We start from the raw sequence: 17,914 nt of genomic DNA on the forward strand, positions 1-17,914 counted from the left end.
ACTATATGACGTGGATCACAGTTCGTGGAGGTCTCTGACGATAAAGGCCGTATATCTACTTTCCGGAGTAGACGGCCTTACCCGGGCCGGCGTCGAGGAAACTGCGGACGGCGCCGCGCAGGTCGTCGGTGTCGAACAGCGCGCCGGACACCCCGGGCGTCACCGAATCCGCATGAGCGATGCCGCCGGAACGCCACGCCGCCACGATCTGTTTGGTGGCGTCGTGTGCTCGCGTGGGTCCGTCCGCCAACCTGGTCGCGAGGGACCGCGCCGCACTGTCGACGTCGTCGTGAACTGCATTGACGACGCCCCAGGCGTGCAGGGTTGCGGCGTCGTACAGATCGCCGGTCATGACCAACTCCCGAGCCCGTCCGGAACCGGCGCGCTCGGCCAGGCGTTGCGGTCCACCCATGGACGGCGTCAGACCGACCACCGTCTCGACCAGCCCGAACTTTGCCTTGGGCGCCGCGAGAATGATGTCGCAGGCCAAGGAGATCTCGAATGCCGCAGTCAGCGTCAACCCGTGCGCCGCGTAGATCACCGGGCACGGCAATGCCTCGAGCGGATGGCAGATCTGGGCGAACAGCTCGCGCCACAATTCCGCGCCTTGCTCCGGGTTCAGTCCGTCGAAGACGTGGACGTCGACGCCGGCCGAGTTGACCTTGCCCTCCGCGCGCAGGAGGACAGCCCGCGGCGGATTCTCGGTCAACGCTGCAACGTCGGCGATGACCGCGTCGAACATGGCCTGGTCGAACAGATTGAGTGGTCCGTGCGCGAAGGTCAGGACAGCCACCTCGGCACCACCATCGGTGGTGAAGCGCTCGAGACGGGTGGGGTGCGATTCGGGAGCAGTCATGCCGCCACACTGCCACATGGAACCGGCCTACGATCGTCGGGTGGACGGTCTGAGAAATGCACTCGCGGACGTTGTGGGACACCGGTTCGTCGTCGAGGACGCCGACGTGTTGGCGACCCGTTCCACCGACCAGACGGGGCGCTACAGCGGGCACGCCAGCGCCCTGGTCCGACCCGGAAATACCGCCGAAGTCTCGGCAGTGCTGAACGTGTGCCGCTCCCACGGTGTACCGGTCACCGTTCAGGGCGGACGAACCGGCCTGGTCGCGGGCACGGTGCCCGAGCACGACGACGTCCTGCTCTCCACCGAACGCCTCACGACGATCGGTGAAGTCGACGCGGCCGGCAGGCGGATCACCGTCGGAGCGGGAGTGACACTCGCGCAGGTACATTCCGCCGCGGCCGACGCCGGCCTGAAATTCGGCGTCGACATAGCTTCACGGGACACGGCGACCATCGGCGGCATGGTCTCCACCAATGCCGGTGGCCTGCACACGGTTCGATACGGGAACATGGCCGAACAGGTGCTCGGCCTCGAGGTGGTGATCCCCGACGGAACCACCGTGCGCCGGTCACCGAAAGTGTTGTCCGACAATTCCGGATACAACCTGCCCGCACTGTGGGTGGGCAGCGAAGGAACTCTCGGTGTGGTCACGGCAGTCGATCTGGAACTGCACCAGGTGCCGGCTCACCGGGTCACCACACTGACCGGTTTCGACAGGCTGGAGGACGTCGTCGATGCGGGGCGAACGTTGCGCACTCTCGACGGCGTCGACGCACTGGAATTGTTGGACGGCCGCGGACTCGAACTGGCCGCTCGACACGCGAACGCCGCGGTGCCGACAGGGCGGGCGTGGTACCTGCTCGCCGAGGTGTCCGGTGCCCACGATCCGCTGGAACGCCTGGGCGAAGTACTCGAACGCATCGACCCGCCGGAAACCCCGGCGGTGGCGGTCGACGATCCCGGCTCGACGCGCTTGTGGGCAGCGCGGGAGTGCTTCGCCGAAGTGGTCGGACTGTTCGGTCCCCCACTGAAATTCGACGCGGCACTGCCCCTGGACTCGCTTGCCACCTTCGCCGAAGACGCCGCGGCGGTGATCGCGAGTCGCGCCCCCGAAGCGATTCCGATCCTCTTCGGCCACGTAGCCGAGGGAAACATCCACCTCAACGTCCTGAACTGCCCGAACGCCGACACCGTGTACCGCAGCGTCCTCGAACTGGTTCGCGATCACGGCGGAAACGTCAGTTCCGAGCACGGGGTGGGCTCGCTCAAACGCAACTATCTGGACCTGGCCCTCTCCGCGGAGGACATAGCCACGATGTGGGCGATCAAGCGAGCCCTGGACCCGAGCGACTATCTCAATCGTGCAGTGATGTTTCCCGACGCGCTTCGGCACTGACGGCCATCGCGTCGTCGTGTGCGTCGCCGCGCAGAGGCCGAGCGAAGCACACCGAAGCGACGAAGCCGATGAGCAGCACGCCTGCAGGTAGCCAGATCGACTCCGACATCGCCGTGCTGAACGGTTCACGAACGAACTCGGGCAGGTGACCCACTCCGGCTTCTGAACTGCCGCCGGTCAGACCCTGAGCCGCCAATCGTGCGGTGATCAGTGCGCCGATCGCGGCACTACCGAGAACCGCGCCGACCTGCCGGGTGGTGTTGTAGACGCCGGCTCCGGCGCCGGCCTGCATCGGAGGCAGGTTGTGTGTCGCGGTTGCCGCGAGCGGCGACCAGATGCATGCGTTGGCGAAGCCGATCAGACCGATCGGCAGGAGCAGTTCCCAGATCGCGACGTCGGGAGACATCACCAGCGCCAGCCAACCCAGGGCGATCGCGAACAGCAGGAAGCCGGTACCCGCGATGTAGCGCGGATGCGTCTTGTCGACGAGCTTGCCGATGATCGGCGCAAAAATGCCGGTCAGCACGGCCATCGGAACGAGGAGGAGCGCCGACTGCGTCGGGGAGAGTCCGCGAACTGCCTGGGTATAGAACATCAGCGGAAGGACCATCGACGTGATCGCGAAGCCCATCGCGGTGATGGCGACGTTGGCGAGCGAGAAGTTGCGGTCCTTGAAGAGTTCGAGTGGGAGCAAGGGCTCGTTCTTGTTGCGCGACTGGTAGAACACGAACACCGCGAGCAACACCACACCGGCGCCGATCAGGCTCCAGACGAATCCGTTCCAGTCGTACGAACTGCCCTCCTGGATTCCGAACACGAGCAGGAACATGCCTGCGGCGCTGAGAATCACGCCGGGAATGTCGAACTTGTGCTCGCTGGTCGGCAACGACGGAACAAGCTTCCACGCGAGGAGGAAGGCGATGACACCGACCGGGACGTTGACGATGAAGATCCATTCCCAGCCGAGATTGTCGACCAACACACCACCGGCAAGCGGACCGACCAGCGTCGCGACGCCGGCAACGGCGCCCCACAGGCCCATTGCGGCGCCACGCTTGTTCGGCGCGAACGTGCGTGTGATGACGGCCATCGTCTGAGGCGTCATCATTGCGGCGCCCAGACCCTGGAAAGCCCTTGCCACGATGAGCATCTCGACGCTGCCGGACAGACCACACCACAGTGAAGCGCCGGTGAACAGTACGAGGCCGATCATGTAGAGGTTCTTCGGTCCGAACCTGTCACCGAGTCGGCCGGTGACGAGCAGCGGCACCGCGTACGCCAGCAGGTACGCGCTGGTGACCCAGACGACCTTGTTGATGTCGGTGCCGAGGTCCTCCATGATCGCGGGGTTGGCGACAGCGACGATGGTGCTGTCCACCAGAATCATGAAGAACCCGATACACAGCGCCCACAGCGCGTGCCAGGGATTGACCTGCTTTTCCATCTTCAGTCCTTAGGTAGTGCGGACGAGCCCGCGGTGCCGGCCAGCCGGTCGAGAAGTTCTTGTGAGAGCCAAGGCATTTCGCCACTCTCGATATCTGTCACCAACGCGCCGATCCACTCTCTTTCGGCGATCGTGAGTGCGTGGGCGTAGTCCGCGCCCACCGTGAAGATTCGTGGTTTTTCCGCGGCCTTCACCGCTTCGTAGTCGACCTCGAATTTCGCAATCGTCTTGTCGAGGTGCGCGAGACGGATCCGAAGCATCTGACACGCAGTTGATGCGGAAAGGTTGTGCATTTCGGCGAGCGCGAGCGGCAACCGCGGATACTCCCGCACCGGAACCGCCAACATCTCACGTAGTTGGTGCTCGAGAGCATCACGGCCTCGGGCGGTGATTTCGTACGTCGTGCGCTCTGGCCGATTGCCCTCACGATCGGTCCCGATTGAAGCCAGCAATTCCTGCTTCTCCAGCCGCGCAACCGTGTGATAGAGCGATCCCGGCTTGATCTTCACCAGCTGATCGCCCCGTCGAACCGAGGCGAGTTGATACATCTCGTACGGGTGCATCGAACGCTCGGACAGCAGGCCCAGAACGGTGATTCCCAAAGGCGTCAGTGACACGTCACCCATGAGTCCCCTCCCTGACAAGCCGCAATTGACTATTTCTTGACTATTCCGCGCGAAATAGTCCACATGGAATATACGACCTTCGGCCATCTCGATCAACCCGTTCGAACCGGACTAGCCTGTAGCGAGTGGACGATCATCACCTCGACATCATCCGACTCGCATGGGCGCGCGAACTGGGCCTCGGCGACTCCGCGTTGCGACCGGCACACACCGCCAGGGTGGTCGGCGACGACATCCACGTACTGGACCTGGCCGGCGGTGGCGCGATTGTCGGACCGCAGTGGTTCATCGAGCGCACGGCGGACATCTCCGTCGAAGCGCTTCTACAACCTGCACGCCTACTGGACGTCACCGGCGATCACGGCGGCCGAATCACCGGACCCGTCGACCTCGCATTCCTCGGCGACTACACCGAGACACCACCAGAGGAACAACTGTTGATCTCCCACGAGGTCGACGACGCCCTCGCCGTCGCTGCGCTGTGCCCGCCCGACGACAGCACCACCGCTGATCTCGAGAACCGCACGCGGTGGTTCACCGCACTCACCGATGACAACGAGGTACTCGGATGCGCGGCGTACTCCGAATTCCAAGGTTTCGTGGCAGATCTCACGACCCTGACAGCCCCAGCGCACCGCCGGCGCGGAATCGGCTGCGGAGTAACACTTCTGGCTGCGGAGGACGCACTGGATTCGGGGTTGATCCCACAACTACGAACGAGTCGGGGCAGCGCCATCAGCGCAACGCTTCCACGTAAAGCCAAATTCGACGTTTTGGGGGCATACGCTCGAGTACACGTGCACCTGCCCAGTTGACACTCGAACGAGAGGAACCGCAGATGAGTACGGAAGATGGCGCGAGCGAACCGACATTCGTCGAAGAGGGTCGTGAATTCAAACGCGACACCAACTACATCCAGACCCGGATCACCGAGGACGGTCGCGACGGTTACCCCGTCGAACCGGGGCGATACCGGTTGATCGTGGCACGTGCCTGTCCCTGGGCAAACCGCGCCATCATCGTCCGCCGCCTGCTCGGCCTCGAAGACGTACTGTCGATGGGCATCTGCGGTCCGGTCCACGACAAGCGAAGCTGGACTTTCGATCTCGATCCCGGCGGCGTCGATCCGGTACTGAAGATCCCGCGACTACAGGACGCATACTTCGCCCGAGATCCCGACTACCCCAGGGGAATCACGGTGCCCGCCATGGTGGAGATCTCCACGGGCAAGGTGGTCACCAACGACTACCCACAGATCACCCTCGATTTCTCGACGCAGTGGAAGAAGTACCACCGCGAAGGTGCACCGGATCTGTACCCGGAGCCTCTGCGAAACGAGATCGACGAAGTGGCCGAGTACGTGTTCCGCGATGTGAACAACGGCGTCTACCGATGCGGGTTCGCCGGTTCACAGCAGGCGTACGACGAGGCATACGACACGCTGTTCGCCCGGCTCGACTGGCTCACCGAACGTCTTGCGCGGCAACGCTTCCTGGTAGGCGAGAGCATCACCGAAGCTGATGTACGCCTGTTCACGACACTGGCGCGATTCGATCCCGTCTATCACGGCCATTTCAAGTGCAACAGAAGCAAACTCAGCGAGATGCCGGTGCTGTGGGACTACGCGCGCGATCTGTTCCAGACCCCAGGGTTCGGTGACACCATCGACTTCACGCAGATCAAAGCTCACTACTACATCGTGCATTCCGAGATCAATCCGTCCGGAATCGTGCCCAAGGGACCGGAATTGACGCACTGGCTCGAACCACACGGCCGCGAACAGTTGGGCGGCCGACCGTTCGGGGACGGCACACCGCCTCATCCGCCCATCCCATCCGAAGTGGTCCCAGCGCAGCACTGGGCCACCAGATAGATCGCGGCGAGGCTACTCCCCTGCGTATGTCCCGAAACTCCAGTACACACCTTCTGGATCACGGCACGTGAAGCCTCGCGAACCGTAGTCTTCGTCGCGCAATCCCTGCGTGATCGTGGCGCCGGCGGCGACAGCGCGTTCGTAGAGTGCATCGGCGGCGTCTGCGTCGTCCACCACGATGTACACCGAACCGATTCCGGGTGGTAGGCCGGCGATCGCCGAATCGGTGCGCGGCGAACCCAGCATGATGCCGCCACCGCCCGGCCAGTCGAGTTGGGCGTGGTCGACCACGTCGCCCTCTCCGTAGACGGCCTTCTCCACGAAACCGAAGGTGCTCACCAGAAAGTGGATCGCCGAACGGGCGTCGAGGTAGCGCAGTGTCGGCCAGATGGTCGTCGTACGAGGTTCCGGGGTGGCGGTCATAACACTCGAACTCCTGCCTGGGAAAACTCACGAAGAAAACCGAGTCTCGTACGAGCCTATGGCCCCTGCGATCACCGCCGCTACCGAAAACTTCACCTATTCTCGAGATACGGTCCACCTCGTTTCAGAGGAGGACAACTGTGGAGGGGCAGCAATGAGCAAGTCGACGAACAACGACAGCGGGCGTATCGAGAAGGTCCTCGTTTCCGTTCTCGACAACGGAAGCCGCCTGCAAGCGCCCGCAGTGGCCAAATACGTCAACCATGTCCGTAAGGCGCACCCCGACGAGTCGCCCGCTCAGATCGTCGAGCGGATGGAGAAGATGTTCATTCTCGCCGTGACCGGAAGCGGCAGTGCCGTCGGTGCCACGGCCGCGGTGCCGGGCGTCGGCACGGTCGCGTCCATCGCTGCCGTCGGTGCGGAATCGGCTTTCTTCCTCGAAGCGTCCGCGCTGCTGACGTTGGCGATTGCGTCGGTGCACGGAATCTCCGTGCAGGATCACCAGCAACGACGCGCCCTGGTCCTGGCAGTCGCCCTCGGCGAATCCGGCATGGAGATCGTCCAGAAGGCCACCGGTATCACGGCCAAGAATTGGGGAACCGCGATCACGAGCAAGATTCCCGGACCCACGATGAAGGGAATGAACAGCACCCTCGTGCGGAAGTTCGTGACGAAGTACGCCGCCAGGCGCAGCGCACTGATCCTCGGCAAACTCGTTCCCGCCGGGATCGGAGCCGTCATCGGCGGTGCGGGTAACCGGGCCATCGGCAAGGGCGTCGTCAAGAACGCGCGTGAAGCCTTCGGACCCGCGCCCGCCAGGTGGACCGATCACCTCATCGTGATGCCTGCCGACGATGCCGCCCTCCTCCCCGAAACGAAGACACGCCGGGCAATCCGCAGATAGCTGTCCGGGCCGTAGGCTCGCATCACGTATTCGCCGCCGACCCGGGAGCAGCATTGACGAACACCGCACTGGGATCCTTCTCTGCGCCGATCGAGATTCGTGGGTTGACGAAGACGTTCAAGGCGGCGCACGCGGTCAACGACCTGAGCTTCGACGTACAGGCGGGCTCGATCACCGGCTTTCTCGGCCCGAACGGTTCGGGCAAGACAACCACGTTGCGCATGCTCCTCGGCCTGGTGTCGCCGACCTCGGGATCGGCCACCGTCAACGGAGCGCCGATGCGTTCGCTCCCCAACCCGGCGCGGACCGTCGGCGCCGTCCTCGACGTGGGCAGCCTCCATCCGAAACGCACTGCGCTGGCACACCTCGAGATCTACGCCGCCGCGATCGGTATGCCGACTCAACGCGCCGCGCAGGTACTCGGAATGGTCGGTCTGGGTTCGGTCGGAGCCCACAAGACCGGAACATTCTCGCTCGGGATGCGCCAACGCCTGATCCTTGCCACCGCGATGCTCGGTGATCCCGAGATCCTCGTACTCGACGAACCCGCGAACGGACTCGATCCGGAAGGCATGGCGTGGCTACGTCAGTTCCTGCAAACCTTCGCCGGTTCCGGCCGAACAGTTCTGATCTCCAGCCACGCGCTCCGTGAGGTGGAAGCAACCGTCGACAGCGTGGTCATCGTCAGCGCCGGCTCACTCGTCTACCAAGGGACCATGGACGAACTTCGCCGCTCGCAGCGCAGTCGACTGCTCGTCTCCTGCTCCAACCCCGCGCTCCTCGCCACGGCGTTGGCCGCTCGCGGAATCATCGACGCCCAGATCACTCAGGACGGACGGCTCGCGGTGGGCGGCACGGACACGTCCGCGCTCCCACCGGTGGCGACGGCGGCCGGAGTCACGATCTTCGGCGTCGCGACCGAAGGTGCAGATCTCGAGCAACTGTTCCTGGCGATGACAACGCCGCAATATGCCGTCCCCCCGGTCGGATACCACCGCCCACCCGGCCCGGGTTCGGGACCGGGCTACTACGGCCCTGCCGCATACGGACCTTCCGGAGGACACCGATGACCACGCTCGTGCGCGCGGAGACACTCAAAGTTCTCACCCGGCGCTACTGGTGGGCACTGGCAATCGCACCGGTCGTCGTGGCTGTGCTGATTGCTGCCTCCACTCGGACGTTCGTCGAAGTTGTGGCCGATTCCGCCGACACGACTTTCGACATCAACATTGTGTCCACCGGCGTCAGCCTGGGTGTCTCGAACACCCTTGTCCTGGTGTTCGCGGCCGTCTTCGGAGCGCTCACAGCCGGTTCCGAATTCGGCTACAAGACTCTCACCACGACGTTTCTCACCGCGCGTGGGCGCGACGGCGTTCTCGGCGCGAAGCTTGCCGTCGTCGCGGTATTCGCCGTCGGCTACGCGCTGGCGGTCGAAGTTGTCAGCATCGGTGCGATGTTGCTCTTCGGCCGGGATTTCAGCTTCACCACCGATCTTTTCGCCATCTGCGCCGCAGGCATTCTGGCGTGTGCTCTGTGGGCACTGCTGGGTGCCGGGGTAGCACTGCTCACCGGATCGTCGATGGCGGGCGCCCTTTCGGTCATTTTGTGGTTCGTCTTCGGTGAATGGATCGTCCGCGCAGTGCTGCTCGCGATGGATCTCGGCGGGATCGGCGCCGCGCTTCCCGTTTCGGCCACGATCGGCACGATCGTCAACGCGGCACCGTCGATCGACGTCGACGCCTTTGCGTCCTGGCCGAGCGGCCCGATGATGCTGGCCGCGTGGGTCGTTCTGTTCTGCGGACTCGGTTGGCTGCGAACCCGGACCCGCGACATCACCTGAAAAAGCTGTCTGGGGCCGGGTCTACCGTGGATCTCGATGAACACGATCAACACGGACAGTCCGGTAGCTGGAGACGTGGATCGAGCTCCGGGCTGGATCCGCCGCTTGGCCCACGCATGCTGGTTGCACCGAAGAGTTGCCATCGGCGCGCTACTCGTCACCGTCATCGCCTCTGCGATCGACATCTCGTTTCCACTCCTGACCCGCTATGCGCTCGACGCCGCCGGCCAGGAGAACCCTGGCAAGGTGATCGGCTTCGTCGCGTTGGCGATCGCGTTGCTCGCGATCGTCCGCTTCGCGTGCCAGTACGGCCGGCGGATGTTGGCCGGCCGACTCTCGCTCGATGTTCAACACGACTTGCGGCTCGCCCTCCTCGGCTCGTTGCAACGCCTCGACGGACGGGGACAGGATCAGATCCGCACCGGCCAGGTGGTCTCCCGGTCCATCACCGATCTACAACTCGTCCAGGGTTTGCTCGCCATGGTGCCGATGTCGGCGGGTGCACTCCTGCAATTCGTACTCGCGATCGGCATCATGGCATGGCTCTCCCCGCTGCTGACTCTCGTCGCCGTGGCCGTCATCCCCGCCGTAGGACTCGTGGTGTTTCTGATGCGGCCGATGCTGTTCGCCGCAACGTGGTCCGCGCAGCAGCGGGCAGCCGACCTCGCCCAACACGTCGAGGAAACTGTCACGGGAGTTCGCGTCGTCAAGGGATTCGGGCAGGAACAACGAGCCGTCGACCAGCTCGAAAAGCACAGTCGCACGCTGTACTCCGAGCGGCTTCGCGCCGCGTGGTTGAACGCAAAATTCGCGCCAACCATGGCCGCCTTGCCCCAGCTCGGGCAGGTGGGAGTGATCGCCCTCGGTGGGTATCTCGCGCTACACGACAAGATCACTGTGGGAACGTTTCTCGCGTTCGCCACCTACATCGTCACGATGATCGGAGTCACCCGAACCCTGTCGTCGGTGATCGTCATGGCGCAGCTGGCGCGCGCCGCTGTCGAGCGTGTCTACGACGTCATCAACGCCCAGCCAGACATCGCCGATCCTGACCATCCGGTGGACCTGCCCGACGGACCGCTCGGAGTCACCTTCGAAGACGTGGCATTTGGATTCGACACCGAACGCGGCGTCCTGACCGGGCTGAACATCCGCATAGAACCGGGCGAGACCGTCGCCGTCGTAGGTCCGGCCGCGTCGGGGAAGACCGCCTTGTCTTTGCTTCTCCCCCGGTTCTACGCGCCGACATCGGGTCAGGTCAGCGTCGATACCGCCGGCGAGACGTTCCCCATCGCCGAACTGCGCACAGAACAGTTGCGTGCCGCAGTCAGCCTGGTCTTCGACGAGCCATTCCTGTTCTCCGACACCATTGCCGCCAACATCGCACTCGGCCGCGAGGACGCCTCCGGCGAGGAGATCCGTGCCGCCGCGGCTTTAGCACAGGCAGACGCCTTCATCGAGGCACTCCCGGACGGGTACGACACCGTCGTCGGCGAACGCGGCCTGACGCTGTCGGGTGGACAGCGTCAGCGCATCGCGCTTGCCAGAGCCCTGCTGGTCGACCCGAGGATCCTGGTCCTCGACGACGCGACCTCCGCGGTCGACGCGGCAACCGAAGCCGCAATCTTCGACGCGTTCCGAGCCAAACGGCGGCAGACCACCCTGATCCTCGCCCACCGGCGATCCACCCTGACGCTGGCGGACCGAGTTGCGGTACTCGACGGCGGACTGATCATCGACTCCGGAACCGTGGACGAACTGGAAGCACGATGTCCGCTCTTTCGGGCCCTGTTCTCCTCCGCACCGGAACTACCAGCCGAACTCGACGAGGCCGACCCTGATGCCTTCGGTCATGACCACCGCGAGCCGACAACCGCGCAGTTGTGGCCGCAGGCACCTGAATCCGAAGCCGACAACACCACCAGTGCCTCGCAGGGTGCAGGCGGTCCGATGGCCGGAGCCCTCAGCGGAATCGCAGTGACGCCGTCCTTACGGGCGGCAGTCGATGCTCTTCCACCCGCTCGCGAAGATCCCGGAGTCGCACCCGAAAGTCTGCGCGAATCGAATCCGCACTTCTCACTCCGACAGATCCTGCGGCCGGTTCGCTGGGTTCTGCTGGCAGTAGTCGCATGTCTCGCTCTGGACTCCGCCGCAGCGATCGCCTTCCCCTCCCTCGTCAGATATGCGATCGACCACGGGGTCGTGACCGCGGACAGCAACACGCTCTGGATCGCGACAGCTTTCGGCGCGCTCCTGGTCGCCGCAGACTGGGTTGTCGTCGCGGTCATGACGGTGCTCACCGCCAGGGCAGGCGAACGCGTGTTGTTCGGACTCCGCGTCCGCAGCTACGCACACCTGCAGCGGCTGGGCCTCGACTACTACGAACGAGAACTGTCCGGGCGCATCATGACGCGCATGACCACCGACGTCGACGCGCTCTCGTCGTTCATCCAGACCGGCATGTCGACGGCGATCGTGAGCGTCCTGACCGTCGGCGGAATATCGATCGCACTCCTGGCGACCGACGTGACGCTCGGTCTGGTGGCGCTGGCCGTCATCCCACCGCTCGTGGTTGCGACCGTGATCTTCCGCAAGATCTCCTCGGTGGCCTACAGCCAGTCCCGCGAGCGGATCTCACTCGTCAACGCCGACTTCCAGGAGAACATCGCCGGCCTGCGAGCAGCTCAGGCCTACCGCCGCGAGGAAGGTGCGGCGCGCAGGTTCGCAGAACGCTCCGAGAGCTACCGACGATCGCGGATGCGGTCGCAGCGAGCCATCTCGATCTACTTCCCGTTCATCTCGTTCTTGTCCGACCTCGCGTTGGCCGCGGTCGTGTTCGTCGGCGCGCACCAGATCGCCAACGGGTCGACGTCGCCCGGCGTGCTGATCGCGTTCGTGCTCTACCTCGGACTGCTGTTCGGACCGATTCAGCAACTCTCACAAGTGTTCGACGGTTACCAACAGGCAAACGTCGGATTGCAGCGAATCGGCGACCTGCTGCGCACTCGAAGTTCGATCGAGACTGCCGACAGCGAGGATCTGATCGCGATTTCCGGACGGCTCGACGGCGCCGTCCATCTCGACGGAGTCGGGTTCCGGTACTCGGGCGCGGACGTCGACGCGCTCTCCGACTTCGATCTGCAGATTCCGCCGGGCACGACGGTCGCTCTCGTCGGCCGAACCGGCGCCGGAAAGTCGACGGTGGTGAAGTTGCTCGCCCGCTTCTACGACCCGACGTCCGGATCCGTCGACGTGGACGGAACCGACATCCGGAACTTCCACCTCTCGCAGTACCGACGTCGCCTCGGCGTAGTACCGCAAGAAGCGCATCTGTTCACCGGCACGGTCGCCGACAACATCGCGTACGGCAGGCCTTCGGCTTCGCACGCGGAGATCGAGGAAGCAGCGCGTTCCGTCGGCGCACTGAATTCGATAGCCGACATGCGTGGAGGCATGAATCATCCCGTCGGCGAGCGCGGCCAGGGGCTCTCGGCGGGCCAACGGCAACTCATCGCATTGGCCCGTGCCGAACTCGTCGACCCGGACCTTCTGCTCCTGGACGAGGCGACCGCGACGCTCGATCCCGCGACCGAACGAATGGTGCTCGAAGCAAGTCGGTCGGTCACCCGGAAACGGACTTCCGTCGTCGTGGCTCACCGCCTCGCGACAGCTGCCCGAGCGGACCTCGTTGTCGTAGTTGACCGGGGACGTATCGTTGAATACGGCCCGCACGATGTTCTGCGGTATGCCGGTGGTCACTACTCGGGACTCTGGGATGCATCGCAGGCGCGTGAGGGGAATAATCTGACGTCGAGAACTGTCATCGAAGGCAACCCCGTCGCGTGACAGTCGGCACGGATTTGTACCGCCGAGAGGTAGTGCGCGATCGCAAGATCACGGACTTCCGTGAGACAGCTCACAAATTGTGTGCCGCACAATTGCTCGTCACACGCTCGGGCTAATCTCACATATATAGGCGCTCTGATCGGGTACCGAAATAGAAACGAGGCGAACACCTGCCGTGAGCAGCAGTTCTACATCCCAATTCGGACAGAACCAGTGGCTGGTTGACGAGATGTACCAACGCTTCCAGGACGATCCGTCGTCCGTGGATCCCAGTTGGCACGAATTCTTGACCGATTACTCGCCGGACTCGGCGAACACGGGAGGTGGAAACGGGACTGCCTCGAACGGCAACGCGGCTGCACCCGCCGCTGTTGTAGCTCCGCCTGCTGCTCCCAAGGCCACGCCTCCCGCCCCCAAAACCGCACCTCCTGCGCCGCCCGCCAAGGCGGCCGCACCGGCCCCCGCGAAGACGGCAGCGCCCGCCGCCAAGGCCGCCCCTTCCAAGCCCGCAGCAGCCAAGCCCGCGGCCGCTCCTGCGAAGCCCGCCCCTGCCGGTGGAGCTGAGGAAACCAAGGTTCTCCGCGGTGCCGCAGCCGCAGTCGTCAAGAACATGTCGCTCTCGCTCGAGATCCCGACAGCAACCAGCGTGCGTGCCATCCCCGCGAAGCTGATGTTCGACAACCGCATCGTCATCAACAACCACCTCGCACGTACTCGTGGCGGCAAGATCTCGTTCACCCACCTCCTGGGTTACGCGATCATCCAGGCAGTCAACGCGTTCCCCAACATGAACCGGCACTTCGCCGAAATCGACGGCAAGCCGAACGCGGTCACGCCCGAGCACACCAATCTCGGACTCGCGATCGACCTTCCCGGCAAGGACGGCAACCGCTCACTGGTAGTTGCCGCCATCCGGAACACCGAGTCGATGAACTTCGTCCAGTTCCACGCGGCATACGAGGACATCGTCCGCCGTGCCCGCGAAGGCAAGCTCACCGGCGAAGACTTCTCCGGCGTCACCATCTCGCTGACCAACCCGGGCGGCATCGGCACGGTTCACTCCGTTCCCCGCCTGATGAAGGGTCAGGGCGCCATCATCGGCGCCGGCGCGATGGAATACCCCGCCGAGTTCCAGGGCGCCAGCGACGAGAAGCTGGCCGAGATGGGCGTCGGCAAGCTGATGACCCTCACCTCGACCTACGATCACCGCATCATCCAGGGTGCCGAGTCGGGCGATTTCCTGCGCACGATCCACAACCTGCTGATCAGCGACGAGTTCTACGACGAGATCTTCCACGCGCTCGGCAACCCGTACGAGCCGGTGCGTTGGCGCAAGGACGTGCCGGAAGGCGCCGTCGACAAGAACACCCGTGTTCTCGAACTGATCGCTGCATACCGTGACCGCGGCCACCTCATGGCCGACACGGACCCGTTGCAGTTCGTCAAGGACAAGTTCCACAGCCACCCCGACCTCGACGTCATCAGCCACGGCCTGACGTTGTGGGATCTGGACCGCGAGTTCAAGGTCGGCGGCTTCCACGGCCAAGAGAAGATGAAGCTGCGCGACGTGTTGAGCGTGCTGCGCGACGCGTACTGCCGCCACGTCGGCGTCGAGTACACGCACATCCTCGAAACGGATCAGCGTCAGTGGATCCAGGACCGCGTCGAGGGCCATCACGCCAAGCCTTCGGTCGCTCAGCAGAAGTACATCCTGAGCAAGCTCAACGCCGCCGAGGCCTTCGAGACGTTCTTGCAGACCAAGTACGTCGGCCAGAAGCGCTTCTCGCTCGAAGGCGCCGAAGCCGTCATCCCGATGATGGACGCCGTGATCGACCAGGCCGCCGAGCACCAGCTCGACGAGGTCGTCATCGGTATGCCGCACCGTGGCCGACTCAACGTGCTGGCCAACATCGTCGGCAAGCCGTACTCCAAGATCTTCACGGAGTTCGAGGGCAACATGAACCCGGCAGCCGCTCACGGCTCCGGCGACGTGAAGTACCACTTGGGTGCCAGCGGAACGTACATCCAGATGTTCGGTGACAACGACATCGCTGTCTCACTGACCGCAAACCCGTCGCACCTCGAGGCCGTCGACCCGGTTCTCGAAGGCCTGGTCCGCGCCAAGCAGGACATCCTCGACAAGGGTGAAGAAGGCTTCACCGTCCTGCCGCTCATGCTGCACGGTGACGCTGCATTCGCCGGTCAGGGCGTTGTCGCCGAGACGCTCAACCTCTCGCTGCTTCGCGGTTACCGCACCGGTGGCACCGTGCACATCGTCGTGAACAACCAGGTCGGCTTCACCACCGCTCCGGAACATTCACGCTCGTCCGAGTACTGCACCGACGTCGCGAAGATGATCGCCGCACCGGTCTTCCACGTCAACGGCGACGACCCCGAGGCTTGCGTCTGGGTTGCTCAGCTGGCCGTCGACTTCCGTGAGAAGTTCGGCAAGGACGTTGTCATCGACCTCATCTGCTACCGCCGTCGCGGTCACAACGAGGGCGACGACCCGTCGATGACCCAGCCGGCCATGTACGACGTCATCGACACCAAGCGCAGCGTTCGTAAGAGCTACACCGAGTCCCTCATCGGCCGCGGTGACATCTCGCTCAAGGAAGCCGAAGACGCACTTCGCGACTACCAGGGCCAGCTCGAACGGGTCTTCAACGAGGTCCGTGAACTCGAGAAGTTCCAGCCCGAACCGTCCGAGTCCGTCGAACTCGACCAGACTCCCCCGGCTCGCCTGACCACGGCTGTCGCTCCCGAGGTCCTCGAGCGCATCGGTGATGCGTTCGTCAACGTCCCCGACGGCTTCACCGTTCACCCGCGCGTCAAGCCGGTTGCCGAGAAGCGCCGCGAGATGGCCCGTGAGGGACATGTCGACTGGGCGTTCGCAGAATTGCTCGCGTTCGGCTCGTTGGCCGAGCAGGGTGCCTTGATCCGCCTCGCGGGTCAGGACTCCAAGCGAGGAACGTTCACGCAGCGTCACTCGGTCCTCATCGACCGCAAGACCGGCAACGAGTACAGCCCGATCGCCAAGATCGCTGCCGACGCCGAAAACGGCGGCAAGTTCATGGTCTACGACTCCGCACTCACCGAGTACGCAGGTCTGGGCTTCGAGTACGGCTACTCGGTCGGTAACCCCGACGCTCTGGTCCTGTGGGAAGCGCAGTTCGGTGACTTCGTCAACGGCGCGCAGACCATCATCGACGAGTTCATCTCTTCGGGTGAGGCCAAGTGGGGTCAGCTCTCCGACGTCGTGCTGCTCCTGCCGCACGGTCACGAGGGTCAGGGTCCGGACCACACCTCCGGTCGCATCGAGCGTTTCCTTCAGCTGTGTGCAGAAGGCTCGATGACCGTTGCGGTTCCGTCGACTCCGGCCAGCTACTTCCACCTGCTGCGTCGCCATCACCTCGACGGCATCCGCCGTCCGCTGGTGGTATTCACGCCCAAGTCGATGCTGCGTAACAAGGCTGCCGTCAGCAACGTCGAGGACTTCACGACGGGCAAGTTCCGTTCGGTCTTCGAGGAGCCGGCATACGAGAGCGGCGAAAGCGCACGCGAATCGGTCAAGCGGGTTCTGCTGGTCAGCGGCAAGCTGTACTGGGAACTCCTGGCGAAGAAGCACAAGGACGAGCGTGACGACATCGCCATCGTGCGCATGGAGCAGCTCTACCCCGTGCCGAAGCGTCGCCTCAAGGAGACCCTGGACCGTTACCCGAATGCGGATCAGTTCCGTTGGGTCCAGGAAGAGCCCGCAAACCAGGGTGCGTGGCCGTTCCTCGGGCTGGCTCTGCCGGACCTTCTGCCGGAGACCTTGACCGGTATCAAGCGCATCTCGCGTCGTCCGATGTCCGCTCCCTCTTCGGGATCGAGCAAGGTCCACGCGGTGGAGCAGCAGGAGATCTTGGACGAGGCGTTCCTGCCGACCAACTGAACAGTGGCGTTCCTGCCGACCAACTGATCTCAGTAATTTGACAAGGGCCGGGCCCCACATTCCGCAAGGAGTGTGGGGCCCGGCCTTTCTGCGTTCACGTCAATTCGATTGCAGCAGACCCAGATCCGGCCCGGCATCGAAGCCGACGGCGGCCAGTGCCAACGCAGGTAACGACTGAACCGTCAGGTCGATCAGTTCCTCGCGGGTGATGGCGGGCGCTCGGAGCCAACTGATGGTGGCTTCCTCGACAAACGCGATCCAACCGCGAACGGCCAACTCCACCTGAGGTGTTCGAGTCAGGCCGATCTTCGGGAGCTGATCGAGGGTTCTCTTGGCCATGATGTCGCGAGTCTGCTCGAACACCTCACGCATCTGCGGATCCCCGCTGGCGGTCCCCCGGAGCAGCGAGACGTAGGTATTGCGGTTCTCGGTCACGTAGTCGACGTACGACGCCAGCACCGAGCGGAGGGTGAGCATCGGATCGTCCGACTCGCTCGGCTCGGTGCGCTGGAGCATCTGTTCACTGCTGTGTCGGACGATCGCCAGATGGAACTCGCTTTTCGACGCGAAGTAGTGGAACAGAAGCCCCCGCGAGACACCAGCCTGATCGGCGATGTCCTCGACGGAAATCTGTTCGAGCGGCCGTTCGGCCAGCATCCGCGCCCCGAGGTCGATGAGTTGCGCTCGGCGTTGCGCAGGGTCGAGCCGTGTTCGCTTTACTGCGTCCATGCCCAATAGACTACTGAATATTCGTCAATAAGCTATT

At 64.0% G+C, this 17,914-nt stretch carries 13 protein-coding genes; 8 read left to right on the top strand and 5 right to left on the bottom strand.

Annotated features, from left to right (window positions below; genetic code table 11):
- Nucleotides 1-55: 55 nt before the first annotated feature.
- Entirely contained in the window at nucleotides 56-856 is an 801-nt protein-coding gene (locus ACFWEM_RS28840; protein ID WP_378539182.1) for an enoyl-CoA hydratase/isomerase family protein, read from the bottom strand.
- Here ACFWEM_RS28840 and ACFWEM_RS28845 point away from each other — a divergent pair.
- The gene (locus tag ACFWEM_RS28845) at nucleotides 855-2,255 is read left to right on the top strand and encodes an FAD-binding oxidoreductase (protein WP_378539183.1); all 1,401 of its coding nucleotides are present in this window, start codon (nucleotides 855-857) and stop codon (nucleotides 2,253-2,255) included. The two genes, ACFWEM_RS28840 and ACFWEM_RS28845, sit on opposite strands and share 2 nt — an antisense overlap.
- Here the strand turns inward: ACFWEM_RS28845 and ACFWEM_RS28850 are convergent.
- Nucleotides 2,215-3,699 (bottom strand): DHA2 family efflux MFS transporter permease subunit, encoded by a 1,485-nt coding sequence (locus ACFWEM_RS28850; protein WP_003945132.1) that lies wholly within the window; start codon nucleotides 3,697-3,699, stop codon nucleotides 2,215-2,217. The two genes, ACFWEM_RS28845 and ACFWEM_RS28850, sit on opposite strands and share 41 nt — an antisense overlap.
- Before the next feature lie 2 nt (nucleotides 3,700-3,701).
- Nucleotides 3,702-4,325 carry a PadR family transcriptional regulator gene (locus ACFWEM_RS28855; RefSeq protein WP_378539184.1) on the bottom strand — a complete coding sequence of 208 codons (624 nt, stop codon included), beginning with the start codon at nucleotides 4,323-4,325 and terminating at the stop codon, nucleotides 3,702-3,704.
- 125 nt (nucleotides 4,326-4,450) lie between these two features.
- Between ACFWEM_RS28855 and ACFWEM_RS28860 the strand changes: the two genes are divergently transcribed.
- Together ACFWEM_RS28860 and ACFWEM_RS28865 are read left to right on the top strand one after the other, a co-directional pair.
- On the top strand, nucleotides 4,451-5,140 hold the full coding sequence (locus ACFWEM_RS28860) for a GNAT family N-acetyltransferase (RefSeq protein ID WP_378539185.1): 690 nt from the start codon (nucleotides 4,451-4,453) through the stop codon (nucleotides 5,138-5,140).
- 23 nt (nucleotides 5,141-5,163) lie between these two features.
- Nucleotides 5,164-6,198 (top strand): glutathione S-transferase family protein, encoded by a 1,035-nt coding sequence (locus ACFWEM_RS28865; protein WP_378449069.1) that lies wholly within the window; start codon nucleotides 5,164-5,166, stop codon nucleotides 6,196-6,198.
- 12 nt (nucleotides 6,199-6,210) lie between these two features.
- Here ACFWEM_RS28865 and ACFWEM_RS28870 read toward each other — a convergent pair whose 3' ends face one another.
- The gene (locus tag ACFWEM_RS28870; RefSeq protein ID WP_378539186.1) at nucleotides 6,211-6,621 is read right to left on the bottom strand and encodes a VOC family protein; all 411 of its coding nucleotides are present in this window, start codon (nucleotides 6,619-6,621) and stop codon (nucleotides 6,211-6,213) included.
- 154 nt (nucleotides 6,622-6,775) lie between these two features.
- On the opposite strand from ACFWEM_RS28870, the gene ACFWEM_RS28875 reads away from it, so the two are divergent.
- The 5 genes from ACFWEM_RS28875 to ACFWEM_RS28895 all read left to right on the top strand — a co-directional run bounded on the left by ACFWEM_RS28875 (nucleotide 6,776) and on the right by ACFWEM_RS28895 (nucleotide 17,148).
- Nucleotides 6,776-7,525, top strand: coding sequence for a hypothetical protein (locus ACFWEM_RS28875; protein WP_378449067.1), 750 nt, complete (start codon nucleotides 6,776-6,778; stop codon nucleotides 7,523-7,525).
- Nucleotides 7,526-7,578: 53 nt separating this feature from the next.
- Nucleotides 7,579-8,595 (top strand): ABC transporter ATP-binding protein, encoded by a 1,017-nt coding sequence (locus ACFWEM_RS28880; protein ID WP_378539187.1) that lies wholly within the window; start codon nucleotides 7,579-7,581, stop codon nucleotides 8,593-8,595.
- The gene (locus tag ACFWEM_RS28885) at nucleotides 8,592-9,365 is read left to right on the top strand and encodes an ABC transporter permease (protein ID WP_378539188.1); all 774 of its coding nucleotides are present in this window, start codon (nucleotides 8,592-8,594) and stop codon (nucleotides 9,363-9,365) included. Before ACFWEM_RS28880 ends, ACFWEM_RS28885 begins: the two co-directional genes overlap by 4 nt.
- Before the next feature lie 36 nt (nucleotides 9,366-9,401).
- The gene (locus ACFWEM_RS28890) at nucleotides 9,402-13,211 is read left to right on the top strand and encodes an ABC transporter ATP-binding protein (protein ID WP_378539189.1); all 3,810 of its coding nucleotides are present in this window, start codon (nucleotides 9,402-9,404) and stop codon (nucleotides 13,209-13,211) included.
- 175 nt (nucleotides 13,212-13,386) lie between these two features.
- Complete coding sequence (locus ACFWEM_RS28895) at nucleotides 13,387-17,148, top strand: multifunctional oxoglutarate decarboxylase/oxoglutarate dehydrogenase thiamine pyrophosphate-binding subunit/dihydrolipoyllysine-residue succinyltransferase subunit (RefSeq protein WP_378539190.1); 3,762 nt, start codon at nucleotides 13,387-13,389, stop codon at nucleotides 17,146-17,148.
- Between the two features lie 99 nt (nucleotides 17,149-17,247).
- On the opposite strand, the gene ACFWEM_RS28900 is transcribed toward ACFWEM_RS28895, so the two are convergent.
- Nucleotides 17,248-17,877: a TetR/AcrR family transcriptional regulator gene (locus ACFWEM_RS28900; protein WP_007736130.1), complete on the bottom strand. Its 630-nt coding sequence runs from the start codon at nucleotides 17,875-17,877 to the stop codon at nucleotides 17,248-17,250.
- Between the last annotated feature and the right edge of the window lie 37 nt (nucleotides 17,878-17,914).

Source organism: Rhodococcus sp. NPDC060176, assembly GCF_042728675.1.
Taxonomy (GTDB): Bacteria; Actinomycetota; Actinomycetes; order Mycobacteriales; family Mycobacteriaceae; genus Rhodococcus_F.

Excerpts from the sequence above, each read along its gene's own strand:
- ACFWEM_RS28900 (WP_007736130.1), bottom strand. The coding sequence starts at position 17,877 with ATGGACGCAGTAAAGCGAACACGGCTCGACCCTGCGCAACGCCGAGCG.
- ACFWEM_RS28865 (WP_378449069.1), top strand. The coding sequence starts at position 5,164 with ATGAGTACGGAAGATGGCGCGAGCGAACCGACATTCGTCGAAGAGGGT.
- ACFWEM_RS28870 (WP_378539186.1), bottom strand. The coding sequence starts at position 6,621 with ATGACCGCCACCCCGGAACCTCGTACGACGACCATCTGGCCGACACTG.
- ACFWEM_RS28885 (WP_378539188.1), top strand. The coding sequence starts at position 8,592 with ATGACCACGCTCGTGCGCGCGGAGACACTCAAAGTTCTCACCCGGCGC.
- ACFWEM_RS28890 (WP_378539189.1), top strand. The coding sequence starts at position 9,402 with ATGAACACGATCAACACGGACAGTCCGGTAGCTGGAGACGTGGATCGA.
- ACFWEM_RS28845 (WP_378539183.1), top strand. The coding sequence starts at position 855 with ATGCCGCCACACTGCCACATGGAACCGGCCTACGATCGTCGGGTGGAC.
- ACFWEM_RS28875 (WP_378449067.1), top strand. The coding sequence starts at position 6,776 with ATGAGCAAGTCGACGAACAACGACAGCGGGCGTATCGAGAAGGTCCTC.
- ACFWEM_RS28855 (WP_378539184.1), bottom strand. The coding sequence starts at position 4,325 with ATGGGTGACGTGTCACTGACGCCTTTGGGAATCACCGTTCTGGGCCTG.
- ACFWEM_RS28850 (WP_003945132.1), bottom strand. The coding sequence starts at position 3,699 with ATGGAAAAGCAGGTCAATCCCTGGCACGCGCTGTGGGCGCTGTGTATC.
- ACFWEM_RS28840 (WP_378539182.1), bottom strand. The coding sequence starts at position 856 with ATGACTGCTCCCGAATCGCACCCCACCCGTCTCGAGCGCTTCACCACC.